General features: G+C 72.3%; 11 protein-coding genes. 5 read left to right on the top strand and 6 right to left on the bottom strand.

What is annotated here, in order from left to right; genetic code table 11:
- Positions 1 to 115: 115 nt before the first annotated feature.
- The 5 genes from IE109_RS27720 to IE109_RS27700 all read left to right on the top strand — a co-directional run bounded on the left by IE109_RS27720 (position 116) and on the right by IE109_RS27700 (position 5,647).
- Entirely contained in the window at positions 116 to 535 is a 420-nt protein-coding gene (locus tag IE109_RS27720) for a PLD nuclease N-terminal domain-containing protein (RefSeq protein ID WP_189554101.1), read from the top strand.
- 46 nt (positions 536 to 581) lie between these two features.
- Positions 582 to 1,037: a nucleoside deaminase gene (locus IE109_RS27715; RefSeq protein WP_189554100.1), complete on the top strand. Its 456-nt coding sequence runs from the start codon at positions 582 to 584 to the stop codon at positions 1,035 to 1,037.
- Positions 1,030 to 1,959 (top strand): isopenicillin N synthase family dioxygenase, encoded by a 930-nt coding sequence (locus IE109_RS27710; RefSeq protein WP_189554099.1) that lies wholly within the window; start codon positions 1,030 to 1,032, stop codon positions 1,957 to 1,959. Before IE109_RS27715 ends, IE109_RS27710 begins: the two co-directional genes overlap by 8 nt.
- A gap of 75 nt (positions 1,960 to 2,034) precedes the next feature.
- A complete protein-coding gene (locus IE109_RS33785) occupies positions 2,035 to 4,101 on the top strand; it encodes a hypothetical protein (RefSeq protein ID WP_189554153.1) in 2,067 nt (688 codons plus the stop codon).
- A gap of 1 nt (position 4,102) precedes the next feature.
- Positions 4,103 to 5,647, top strand: coding sequence for a type 1 periplasmic-binding domain-containing protein (locus IE109_RS27700; protein ID WP_189554098.1), 1,545 nt, complete (start codon positions 4,103 to 4,105; stop codon positions 5,645 to 5,647).
- 14 nt (positions 5,648 to 5,661) lie between these two features.
- Here the strand turns inward: IE109_RS27700 and IE109_RS27695 are convergent, their stop codons facing one another.
- The 6 genes from IE109_RS27695 to IE109_RS27670 form a co-directional block, all read right to left on the bottom strand.
- The gene (locus IE109_RS27695; RefSeq protein ID WP_189554097.1) at positions 5,662 to 6,177 is read right to left on the bottom strand and encodes an SRPBCC domain-containing protein; all 516 of its coding nucleotides are present in this window, start codon (positions 6,175 to 6,177) and stop codon (positions 5,662 to 5,664) included.
- Positions 6,178 to 6,226: 49 nt separating this feature from the next.
- Positions 6,227 to 7,303 carry a c-type cytochrome biogenesis protein CcsB gene (gene ccsB / locus IE109_RS27690; protein WP_189554096.1) on the bottom strand — a complete coding sequence of 359 codons (1,077 nt, stop codon included), beginning with the start codon at positions 7,301 to 7,303 and terminating at the stop codon, positions 6,227 to 6,229.
- A complete protein-coding gene (gene resB / locus IE109_RS27685) occupies positions 7,300 to 8,979 on the bottom strand; it encodes a cytochrome c biogenesis protein ResB (protein WP_189554095.1) in 1,680 nt (559 codons plus the stop codon). Before resB ends, ccsB begins: the two co-directional genes overlap by 4 nt.
- 4 nt (positions 8,980 to 8,983) lie before the next feature.
- A complete protein-coding gene (locus IE109_RS27680; protein WP_189554094.1) occupies positions 8,984 to 9,751 on the bottom strand; it encodes a cytochrome c biogenesis CcdA family protein in 768 nt (255 codons plus the stop codon).
- A 16-nt stretch (positions 9,752 to 9,767) separates the two neighbouring features.
- Positions 9,768 to 10,373, bottom strand: a complete 606-nt coding sequence (locus IE109_RS27675) for a TlpA family protein disulfide reductase (RefSeq protein ID WP_189554093.1) — start codon at positions 10,371 to 10,373, stop codon at positions 9,768 to 9,770.
- 67 nt (positions 10,374 to 10,440) lie between these two features.
- Positions 10,441 to 11,682, bottom strand: a complete 1,242-nt coding sequence (locus IE109_RS27670; RefSeq protein WP_189554092.1) for a polysaccharide deacetylase family protein — start codon at positions 11,680 to 11,682, stop codon at positions 10,441 to 10,443.
- Positions 11,683 to 11,850 lie beyond the last annotated feature (168 nt).

Raw genomic sequence — 11,850 nt, 5'->3', positions numbered from 1 at the left:
ACGCCCCCGGAGGAGGAGGTCGGCCCCGGACCGGTACGGCCGCCACCGGCTACGCTGGGCTTGTCACCGGGGCTGGCGAGACGCGCCCCGCCAAAGCTTCAGGGGGCTGTCCCACATGCTCAGGGCACTGCTGTACATCCTGCCGCTGGCGCTGACGATCTACGCCTTCATCGACTGCCTGAACACCCCCGAGGACGAGACCAAGCACCTGCCGAAGGTCGCCTGGATCTTCATCATCCTGCTGTTCTGGATCGTCGGCCCGATCGTCTGGCTCGCCGCCGGGAAGCTGCGCCGCGCCCCGGCCGGTGGCGGCGCCCCCTCCCCCTTCTCCAGGGGCTCCCGCGACCGCCGCGGCGAGTGGGTCGCCCCGGACGACAACCCCGAGTTCCTGAAGTCGCTCCGCGAGGAGAACCAGAAGGACGAGTCGCTCCTGGAGGACTGGGAGGCGGACCTGCGCCGCCGCGAGGAGGAACTCCGGAAGAAGGACGGCGACGAGCAGCAGGACGGCGGCGAGGGCGGCTCCGGGAAGTCCTGACCGGTCCCCGCGGGGGAACGGCCGCCCGGCGGGGAAGGTACCCGCCATGGACCATCAGCAGCAGGTACGGCGGTGGCTGGAGACGGCCGCCGCCGAAGCGCGCGCCGGCCTCGCCGAGGGCGGCATCCCCGTCGGAGCCGCCCTGTACGGACCCGACGGCACCCTCCTCGGGAAGGGGCGCAACCGTCGCGTCCAGGACGGCGACCCCTCCACGCACGCGGAGACGGCCGCGTTCCGGGCGGCCGGGCGGCAGCGGTCGTACCGGGGCACGACCATGGTCACCACGCTGTCGCCGTGCTGGTACTGCTCCGGGCTCGTGCGGCAGTTCGGCATCTCCCGGGTCGTCATCGGCGAGGCGGAGACCTTCCGGGGCGGCCACGACTGGCTCGCGGAGCACGGCGTCGAGGTCGTCCTGCTCGACGACCCGGAGTGCGCCGCCATGATGCGCGGCTTCGTCGCACGGCACCCGGAGCTGTGGAACGAGGACATCGGCGATGAGTGAGCCCCCGGTCCCGGTGATCGACCTGACCCCCTGGCTGTCCGGGGACCCCGCCGCCCGTGCCGCGACCGCCCGCCGCGTCGACCGGGCGCTGCGCGACGCCGGGTTCCTGCTGGTGACCGGGCACGGCGTGGAGCCGGAACTCCGGGCGGCGGTCCGGCGGGAGGCGCGGAGGTTCTTCCGCCTGGACCCCCGGGTGAAGCGGCCGTACGCCGTGCGGGTCGGCGGGCGCGGCTGGCTCGGGCCGGGCACGGAGGCCAACGCGTACGCGGAGGGCGTCCGGACCCCGCCGGACCTGAAGGAGTCGCTGTCGTTCGCCGCCGACGAGCCGACGGGCGACCCGGCGGTGGACGCGGAGTGGTTCCTGCCCAACACCTGGCCCGCCGAGGTGCCGGAGCTGCGGCCCCTGGTGGAGCGGTACCTGGCGCGGACGCGGGAGCTGTCCGGCCGGCTGCTCGGGCTGCTGGGCGTGGCGCTCGGCGAGGGCGAGGACTTCTTCACCCGGCACTCCGCCCACCCCACCTGGGGCTTCAACATCAACTGGTATCCGGGCCGGGACGTGCTCGGCGAGCCGGAGCCCGGCCAGTTCCGGATCGGGCCGCACACCGACTTCGGGACGGTGACCGTGCTGGACCGGCAGGCGGGCAGGGGCGGGCTCCAGGTGTTCACCGACGCGGGCGGCTGGCAGGACGCCCCGTACGACCCGGACGCCCTGACCGTGAACATCGGCGACCTGATGGCCCGCTGGACGGACGGGCGGTGGTGCTCGGGCCGGCACCGGGTGCTGCCGCCGCCCGCCGACGTCCCGTCGGAGGAGCTGATGTCGCTGGTGTACTTCCACGAGTGCGATCCCGGCACCGACGTCCGGGGCGTCGACTCGCACGCGTACCTGCGCGAGCGACTCGACGCGATCACGACTGAATGACGGTTCTCCCGACCCCCCGCGCCACCAGCGGTGCGAAAGTAACCTTCACTTGACGCTGAGTCACGGGGGGTGGCGGTGGACAGAGAGCTGTACGGCCGCGAGGCGGTGCTGGACGGGTCGGGGCTGGCCGCGCGGCTGACCGGACTCACTCCGTACAGCTTCGCCGCCGTGGGGTACGAGCACGGTGACGATCCGCCCGTCACCGTCTTCACCGGCGGCCGGGGCATGGGCAAGACCGCGCTGCTCAAGCAGGTCCGCAACGCCTACCGGGGCGGCACCCCGCTCGCGCTGCTGGACTGCGCGCACATCGAGCCGCCCCTCGACCACGGGCCCGGCTGGAACCCGCTGACCGGGGCGCTCGCGGAACTCGCCGTGCAGCTGTCGCCGAGGGTGCTGTCGGCGCGGCCGGTGGAGTTCCCCCGCCTGTCCCTGGGGCTGGCGGCCATCGCGGTCACCGGCTGGTCGCAGGAGGACGACGACCGGGCGCGCCGCGACCTCCAGCGCCTCGGCCCGGTCCTCGCGACCGTCGACGAGGCCAAGGGCGCGGCCGGCACGTGGGTCTCCAAGGTGCTCGCCAAGCTGGCCGCGACGGCCGCGGAGGCGACGGCGCCGCTCGCCGGGGTGCTGGCCGAGGCGACGGTGGAGACCCTCCTGGAGGAGGTGTTCGGCCGCTACCAGCGCAAGTCCAGGGGCTGGTACGGCGCGTACCGCAACGCGGGCGGCCGGGGCGAGCTGGGCCTGCACCAGCTGGCCGTCGACTTCGAGCTGGGCGGACGCCGCCGCGAGGAGGCCGAGGGCTTCCTGGTCGGCGCGCTCGTGGAGGACGTGCGCCGCGCGTACGTCGGCCTCACCCGGCGCGGGTCCCGGCGCGGCCGCCCGGTCGTCCTGCTGGACAACGCCCACCTGCCGCTCGGCCGGCGCCTGGTCGAGCCGGTCCTGCGGGACCGCAGCGCCGGGCGCCGCGACCGGCTGGTGATCCTCGCCTCGTCCCGGGACCCCGACCACGAGGGGCTGCGCCGGGCTACCCGGACGCGGCTGCCCGAGGTGGCGCACCGGGCGTCGTGCCCGCGGGGCGCGGACATCACGTCGGGCGTCCTCGCCGTGGAGCTGACCCCGCTGAGCGCCGCGCACACGCGGGCCGTGTTCGACCGGTACGACACGGCCGGACGCACCCCGGCCGGCCTGCCGCGGGCGGTCCACCGGCTGACGGGCGGCCGGCCGCTGGCGGTGGAGCTGCTGGGGCGGGCGGCCGGCGGGGTGCGGGCGGCGGACCGCGGGGCGCTCACACCGGGCGCGCTGCTGGACCTGGCGGTGGAGCTGCGCGAGGACACCGCCCCCGGGCCGGTCGCCGGCACCCTGCTGGCCGAGCTGCTGCCGCGCGGGCTGCGCCCGGACGTGGCCGCCGTGCTGGCCGCCGCCCACGACGAGGACTCCGCCCGGGTGCTGGCCCGCACCCGGCTGCGCGGCGCGTCGGTGGACGGCGACATGGCGCTGCTGGTGCGGGACGCGCTGAGGGAGGACGGCTGGCCCGAGGGCGGCGGGCAGTTCGTGGCCGACCCGCTGCTGCGGGCGCTGCTGCTGCACCGGCTGCGGTTCCACGACGCCGACGCCCCCGAGTACGCCGCGTGGCGCGCGGTCCACGAGACGCTGCACCGCCACTACGGGCCCGAGCCCACGCCGCACCGGCTCCGGCAGGAGCTCGCGCTCGGCCGCACCGAGGAGACGGTGACCGAGCTGCGGCGGGCGTTTCCGGGGCCGGACGTCCTGGGCTGGCTGGAGCGCCTGCGGTGCGTCGCCTCCGCCCCGTACCCCCGCGAACACCGGCGCACCGGCCCCGATCCGCGCCGCGCGGTGGCGCTGGGCGAGGACCCGGGCGGCCCCCTGCCGGACGGGCTGGACGCGGACGCGACGGCACTGCACCTGTGCCTGCGGCGGCTGCTGCACGCGGTGTGGCTGCTGACCGATCCGCTGGCCCTGCCGGACGACGACGTGGTGGAGAAGCTGGCGCACGAGCTGCGGCAGCTGTCCGGCCGGCATCTGACCGGCACCAGCCCGCTGTGGGACGCGGCCACCCACTGGCCGAGGGACATCCGCGCCTGGCGGGGGCTCACCGTCCCGCCGGGGCGGGAGGACGGAGTCTGAGGTGCCCAATCCCCTCCGCTACCGGGTCTTCTACACCACCCGGCAGAAGGTCGTCACCAGTGCGCTGGCGCTGGCGCTGCTCGCCTGGGGGACGGTGTACGCCGTCGGCCGGCTGACCACGCCCGAGGACCGCTCGTGCGCCCCGGGCGTCGCACGGCCCGTGGGCAGCGACGAGTGCGTCGGGGTGTCCGGCGACGGCTTCGACTTCCGCGTCCCGGCGCTCGGCCCGGTCGCCCGGGCGATCGACAGGGAGAACGACAAGCTGGAGCCCGGCCGGTACGCGACGGTGGCACTGCTGCTGCCGCTGACCTCCACCAGCCCGTCGATGCGGATCAAGATCCTGCACGAGGTGCAGGGCGCGTTCGCCCAGCAGTACGCCGCGAACAACCGCTCCAACAACCAGGTCCCCAAGATCCGGCTGGTCCTGGCCAACACGGGCAAGGGAAACGCCCACTGGCGGACGCCCGTCGCCGCCCTGAAGGCGATGACCGGCGCGCCCCACCACCTGCGGGCGGTCTCCGGCATAGCGACCAGCAGCGCTCCCGTCCGGCAGGCGGTGACCGAGCTGACCGGCGCGGACATCGCGGTCGTCGGCACCACCATCACCGCCGACGACCTCACCAACGGACCGGGCAGGAAGCCGTTCCCGGGCCTCGCGCGGGTCTCCCCCACCAACAGCGACGAGGCGCGGGCGCTGGCCCACTTCGGGCGGGTCGACGCGGCGAGGGCGATCCTGGTGCACGACGCCCGCGACGGCGACCACTACACGGACACGCTCAAGAGCGCCTTCTCGGCGCTGCTGGAGAAGTCGCCGTACCAGCCGCAGCTGTTCACCTCGCCCGAGGACCCCAACGACGAGGGCAGCACCGCCAACACCTTCCGGCAGATCGCCCACCTGCTGTGCACCACGCGCGCGAACACCGTCTTCTTCGCCGGGCGCCACACCCAGCTGAGGCAGTTCATCAACGCGCTGGGCGCGCGCGGCTGCACACACCGGCCGTTCACCGTCCTGACCGGCGACGAGGGCTCCTACCTGGGGGCGGATCCCCAGCTCGACCGCAGCGTCCTGGGCGGCGGGCTGACCGTCCGGTACGCGGCGCTGGCGCACCCCGACGCGTGGCAGCCCGCAGCCGGCAGGCCGACGCCGCCCCGGGGCGGGTCGAAGGACGCCTACCAGCGGTTCCGCTCGATGATGGACGCCGTGAGCGGGCCGGAGGCCGGCCCGGTCGGGCCGGTCGAGCTGTCCGACGGGCAGGCGATCATCGCGTACGACGCGATGGCGACGGCCGTGCACGCGATCCGGCAGGCGACGGTGAAGGGTCCGCTGCCGTCCCTGGAGGACGTGGGGCTCCAGTGGCCACAGGTGACGGGCCCGCTGCGGGTGGAGGGCGCGAGCGGCTGGATCTGCCTGGACAACCACGGCAACCCGTACGACAAGGCGGTGCCGGTGGTGGAGCTCACCCGCGACAAGCCCCGCTTCGTGCGGATCGCCTGGCCGGACGGGAAGCCCCCGACCGCCGAGTGCATGCCGCCGCGCAGGCGGTAGGGCCGGGCCCGGGGTCAGGTCGCGTCGAAGTCGCGGGCCTCGTACCGGTCGCGGAGGTCCTGCCGGCGTTCCGGCGACCAGGACGCCCAGTCGGCGGGCCGCCCGTCGAGGAAGTCGGCGAGGTGCAGGAAGTGGTCGTGCCAGTCGGCCAGGCGCTCCAGCCGCAGGTCCTGCGTGCCGCGGAACTCGTTGACGAACCGCAGCACGGTCGCCTCCGGTCCGCCGGGCTCCAGGTGGAACCGGGCCCGGCCGTATCCCTCGACCGTGTACTCCACGACCCGCTCCACGTCCCACGCGGTGACCGTCCCGGACACCTCGGCCGGGGGGCGGGTCGTCGGACGGCGCAGGACGACCTCGCCGCCGAGCCGGCTCTGGAGCACCTCGGGCTCGGCGAGCCACCCCCGCAGGCCGCCCGGGGTGGTCAGGGCGAGCCAGACGCGCTCCTCGGGGTGGGGCAGGGGGACGGCGAACCGCAGGGTGTGGGTGTCGCCGTGGCTCTCGCTGGTGCCGGGCGGGATCTGTCGGACCATGCCTCCAGCGTGGCGCGGTCCCCCGTCCGCCGCTACCCGGCCGCGGGCCTCAGACTCCCGCGTACGAGTGGAGGCTGTTCACGAAGATGTTGACCCCGTAGTAGTTGAAGAGCCAGCAGGCGAAGGCGATCAGCGCCACGTACGCCGCCTTGCGGCCCTTCCAGCCGGCCGTCGCCCGGGCGTGCAGGTACGCGGCGTACGCGACCCACGTAATGAACGACCAGACCTCCTTGGCGTCCCAGCCCCAGTAGCGGCCCCACGCGTCACCGGCCCAGATGGCACCGGCGATGATCGTGAACGTCCACAGCGGGAAGACCGCCGCGTTGACGCGGTAGGCGAACTTGTCCAGCGTCGCCGCCGCCGGGAGCCGCTCCAGCACCGAGCGGGCGAAGCCGCTCGGCGTACCACCGGAGGCGAGCTTGTTCTCGTAGGCGTCCCGGAAGAGGTACAGCAGCGTGGCGACGGCGCCCAGGTAGAAGACCGCGCCGCAGAAGATCGCGGTGGAGACGTGGATCCACAGCCAGTACGAGTGCAGGGCCGGGACGAGCTGGTCGCTGTCGGTGTAGAGCCAGGTCGTGGCGACGCCGAGGTCCAGCAGCACGGTGGTGACCAGGAGCAGGCCCATCCACCGGACGTTCTTCCCCGCGACCAGGAAGGCGAGGTACGCGCCGACGGCCACCGTGGAGAAGGTCAGGGAGAACTCGTACATGTTGCCCCAGGGGGCCCGCTGCACGGACAGCGCGCGGGCGACCACGGCGGCGGCCTCGACGAGGAACGCCAGGGTGGTCAGCGAGACGGCGATGCGCCCGTACAGGTCGCCCTTCTGGTCCCCGCCGGCCGCACCCGGCCCGTCCGGCACGTCGCGGGAGCCGGACGCGGAGCGGGTGACGACCTTCGGCTTGTCGAGGACGGCGGTGCCCCCGCCCTGCCCGGCGGTGCGCACCCGGACCTTCGGCGCCGCCGGGGTGGTCAGGGCCGCCGCCGTGCGGCCGACCTTGCTGCGGCTGCCGAGGACCCACTCCGCGATGTGCGCGAGGAAGGCCAGGGTGTAGACGGCCATGGCGGAGTAGACGAGCACGTTGCTCATCTCCGCCAGGCTCTCGTTGGTAGCGGCGGCGAGATTCACTGCTCTGCCCTTTCATCGGCTTCGTCGGCCTCGGGCGCGGTGGGCGCCACGGAATGGAGCGTGGCCGCCAGCTCGGCCAGTTCCTCGGGGAGCTTCGCGGACTCGCTCCGCCCCAGTCCCGCCATCTCGACGACGGTCAGCCCCCCGGTGGAGGCGTCCCCCCGTACGGCACGCACCCAGACCCGGCGGCGCTGGATGAACAGCGAGCCGGCCAGGCCGGCGATCGCGGCGATCGCTCCGGCGAGGGCGAGGCCGTTGCCGGGCTGCTGGGCGATCTTGAAGCTGGCCCACTCCTTGATCTCCTTCTCGAAGGTGATCGAGCCCGCTCCCTGCGGCAGCGTCATGGTCTCGCCCGGGATCAGCGTCTTCTTGAAGATCTGGCCGCTCGCGTCCTTGAACGGCTTCATCTTGCTGGTGTCGAGCTGGTACACGTTCTGCGGGAGCCCGCCGTCGACCCGCAGGTCGCCCTGGTACGCGCTGAGGTTGAGCGCGGGGAAGGCGAGCCCGGGGAACTGGCTGAACATCTGGCCCTGGCCCTTGCCCGCGTACGTCGGCACGAAGAAGGCCGGGAAGCCCAGCTGCACCTTCTTGCCGCTCTTGTCGCGGTAGCCGTCCATCACCTTGATCACGCCGGTGGAGGTGATGTTGTTGTCGATGGGCAGGAGCGGGACGGCGCCCCGGAAGACGGTGACGCCCTTGCCGTCCTTGACGGTGACGACGGGGGCGTAGCCGTGGGAGATCAGGTAGACCTTCGAGCCGCCGATCTCCAGCGGCTCATTGACCCGGATGACGCTCCGCTTCCGGACGCCGCCGCCCTGGGAGTACGTCACGTCCGCCTCGAAGGTGCGGGGGGTACCGCGCTGCGGGCCGCCGGTCTCGTACGTACCGGTGAACCGGTTCAGCGTGAAACTGAACGGCGCCAGCTCGTCGGTGGAGAACAGCGAACCGGACGAGAAGTCGTCGTACTGCGTGAGGGTGTTGGCGAAGCCGCCGCCCTCGATGATCAGCTTGCCGCCCTCGGACTTGAAGAGCTGGCCCATGGCGAACGCCACCAGCATCACGATGAGCGCGATGTGGAAGACCAGGTTGCCGACCTCCCGCAGGTACCCCTTCTCCGCGGCGACGGCGTCATCCACCGCATGGGCCCGGAACCGCCGCTTCCTGAGCATCGCCAGCGCCGCCTCCCGCACCTCCTCGGGCGCGGCCTCGGTACGCCAGGTGGTGTACGCGGGCAGCCGGGTGAGCCGCATGGGGGCGGCCGGCGGCCGGCCGCGCAGCTGGCCGGCGAACTGCCGGCTGCGCGGGACGATGCAGCCGATCAGGGAGACGAACAGCAGGATGTAGATCGCGGAGAACCACACCGAGCTGTAGACGTCGAAGAGCTGGAGCCGGTCGTAGATCGGCGCCAGGACCTCGTGCTGCTCCTTGAAGGTGCGGACCTTCAGGTCGTCCACGCTGTTCTGGGGGATCAGCGAGCCGGGGATGGCCCCGAGGGAGAGCAGGAAGAGCAGGATCAGCGCGACCCGCATGGAGGTCAGCTGGCGCCAGAACCAGCGGATCCAGCCGATGACGCCGAGCGTCGGCCCGCCGCCCGTGGTGAGGTCTTCCCTGGGCGCGGTGGACAGCTGCTCGCCGGCCTCCGCCATGTCCCGCTCGGTCGTGTCTGTGTCGCTCATGGATCTAGATCCCCACCTGGAAGCCTGCGGACCACCCTTGCATCTCCTGCACCAGGCTGTCCCACGCGCCGGTGAGCAGGAGCAGGCCGGTGAGGATCATCATGCCGCCGCCGATCCTCATCACCCACGCATAGTGCCGCTTCACCCAGGAGAAGGCGCCGAGCGCCTTGCGGAACGCGATCGCGGCGAGCACGAACGGCACGCCGAGGCCGAGGCAGTACGCGACGGTCAGCAGCGCCCCGCGCCCGGCGCTCGCCTGCTGGAAGGCGAGCAGGTTGATCGACGAGAGCGTCGGGCCGATGCACGGGGTCCACCCGATACCGAAGAGCGCGCCCAGCAGCGGCGCCCCGACCAGGCCGGTCCCCGGCCGCTTGTGGAAGCGGAACTCGCGCTGCGTCAGCCACGGCATGAGGCCGAGGAAGAAGACCCCCATGAGGATCATCAGGACGCCGAGGACGGTGGTGACGGTGTGGCGGTACTCCTGGAGCGTGGCACCGAAGTAGCCGAAGAGGGCGCCGCCGGAGACGAAGACGGCCGTGAAGCCGAGGACGAAGAGGGCGGCGCCGGCGGCCATCCGGCCCCGCCGGGCCTCGGCCAGGTCGGTGCCGGTGACGCCGGTCACGTACGAGAGGTAGCCGGGGACGAGCGGCAGCACGCAGGGCGAGAAGAAGGAGACCAGCCCGCCGAGCACGGCGACGGGCAGGGCCAGCAGGAGGGCTCCGCTGAAGACCGTCTCGTTGCGGCCCAGCTGCTCGGCGGCGAGGAGGATCACAGGATCACGTCCCCGGTCACTTCTCGGCCAGCAGCGGGTCGATCATCTTGCGCAGCCGGGTGTCGTCCAGAGCCGTGAGCGAGCGCGCGGCGATCTTCCCGTCGCGGTCGAGCACGACGGTGGACGGGATGCCCTGCGGGTTGAGGGTGCCCTTGGGGAAGCCGTAGAGGACCAGCTCGCCGTCCGGGTCGTACAGGCTCGGGTACGGGACCTTGTAGTCCTTCTCGAAGGCGAGGGCCGGCTGCTTGTTGTGGTCGCGGGTGTTGATGCCGACGAACTCCACGCCCTTGCCCTTGAGGTCGCCCGCCACCTTGGCGAAGTGCTTGGCCTCGGCCCGGCAGGGTCCGCACCAGGAGCCCCACACGTTCAGCACGACGACCTTGCCCCCGAGGTCGGCGACGTCGAGCCGCTTGCCGTCGAGGGTCTCGCCCGCGAGCTTGCCCGGTGCCGTGCGCTCGCCCTTGGCGACGGTCTCGACACCGCCGGTGTTGGTGACGAAGTTGGTGTTGCCCCCACCGCCGGAGGTGCCGTTGGAGCCGCCGCTGCACGCGGTCAGCGTGAGCGCGGTCGTGAGGGCGGCGGCGGTGAGCAGGATGCCTCGGGGGGCGCGGCTGAAGCTCATGTGAAAAGTTTCGCATGTGCGTTCCGGGGATCTTGCGCGCCCCCCTGGCTGCCCGTAAAGCCCGATGTCAGACGGACTTAAGGAAGGCGTTCCAGCCGCCTGTCGGGGATTGGCCGACCTCCAGCGTACGGAGCTTGTCCAGGATCTTCGGATCCTGGACGTCGAGCCAGTCGACGAACTGTTTGAAGGACACCAGTCGTACGTCCTTCTTGCCGGCCATGCCCTTGAGCGCCTCTTCGACGGCGTCCATGTAGATGCCGCCGTTCCACTGCTCGAAGTGGTTGCCGATGTAGAAGGGCGCGCGATTCGATTCGTAGGCGCGCTTGAATCCGGCGAGGTAGGCCCCGGTGGCCTGCTTCTTCCATTCCGGATAGCGCGAGGGCATGCCCTTGGTCGTGTTCTGCGACTGGTTGGCCAGGATGTTGTAGTCCATGGAAAGGACCTCGAAGGACCTGCCCGGGAAGGGGATCTGCTGGAGCGGCAGGTCCCACAGCCCCTGGCGCTTGACGGGCCACTTCTGGTGGCCGCCGGGGGAGCTGGCGTCGTAGCGCCAGCCCAGCTTCCTGGCGGTGGGCAGCAGTTTGTCCTGACCGAGGAGGCAGGGGGTACGGGCGCCGACGAGTTCCTTGCGGTAGTCGAAGGGCAGCGGGTCGAGATCGGTCCAGCCGCTGTTGGTCTTCCACTCGGTGACGAATTTCACCGCCTGGTCGATTTCGTTCTGCCAGTCGGCGGGGGTCCACTTCTCGACGGATCCGGAGCCGGCGCAGAAGTGGCCGTTGAAGTGGGTGCCTATCTCGTGCCCGTCGAGCCAGGCCTCGCGGACGTACTTCAGCGTCTGCTTGATGTGGTCGTCGGTGAGGTAGCCGATGTCGGAGGCGCCGGTGCGGTTGTTCGGCGGCCGGTAGAGGTGCTTCTTCGATTCGGGCAGCAGATAGAGGCCGGACAGGAAGAAGGTCATCGCCGCGTCGTGGTTCCTGGCGAGTTCCAGAAAGCGCGGGAAGAGGCCGTTGCCGACCTCGCCCGCCCCGTCCCAGGAGAAGATCACGAACTGCGGCGGGGTCTGCCCGGGTTCCAGGGGCACGGGCTCGGCGGGCTGGTTCGGCTGCTTTCCGGTGTCGGAGGTGGACCCGTCCCCCAGGAGACGCCCCTCGACCTTGCCGGGGGCCGGGTCGCCCGTACCGCCGCCGCCCTTACCCGGCCGGTCTCCGCCCTGGTCCGAGCCGCCGGCCAGGCCGCAGCCGCCGACTCCGATCGCCGCCGCGGCTCCGACACCGGCTCCCAGCAGGCCCCTTCGACTGATCCCGCGCATATCGTCCCCATCCGCGCTCGTTCGGTGCCGGACATACCTTCCAAACCGGCAAGGAGTGAGAGGGCGGAACGAAGGGGACGGTTCCCGTGATTACCACACGATCTTCTGGGTGACGAGGCGATTACTCGCCTGTTCGGCTGTCCGCGTGCGCGGGTGTCCGCCTGTGCG

Origin of the sequence: Streptomyces lavendofoliae (genome assembly GCF_014649735.1) — a bacterium.
Classification (GTDB): Bacteria; Actinomycetota; Actinomycetes; order Streptomycetales; family Streptomycetaceae; genus Streptomyces; species Streptomyces lavendofoliae.
This window is presented reverse-complemented; position numbering and strand designations above follow the sequence as displayed.

Bases quoted from the DNA above. Each gene is read 5' to 3' on its own strand.
- IE109_RS27675 (WP_189554093.1), bottom strand. From the start codon at position 10,373: ATGAGCTTCAGCCGCGCCCCCCGAGGCATCCTGCTCACCGCCGCCGCC.
- IE109_RS27715 (WP_189554100.1), top strand. From the start codon at position 582: ATGGACCATCAGCAGCAGGTACGGCGGTGGCTGGAGACGGCCGCCGCC.
- IE109_RS27710 (WP_189554099.1), top strand. From the start codon at position 1,030: ATGAGTGAGCCCCCGGTCCCGGTGATCGACCTGACCCCCTGGCTGTCC.
- IE109_RS27695 (WP_189554097.1), bottom strand. From the start codon at position 6,177: ATGGTCCGACAGATCCCGCCCGGCACCAGCGAGAGCCACGGCGACACC.
- IE109_RS27670 (WP_189554092.1), bottom strand. From the start codon at position 11,682: ATGCGCGGGATCAGTCGAAGGGGCCTGCTGGGAGCCGGTGTCGGAGCC.
- resB (WP_189554095.1), bottom strand. From the start codon at position 8,979: ATGAGCGACACAGACACGACCGAGCGGGACATGGCGGAGGCCGGCGAG.
- IE109_RS27720 (WP_189554101.1), top strand. From the start codon at position 116: ATGCTCAGGGCACTGCTGTACATCCTGCCGCTGGCGCTGACGATCTAC.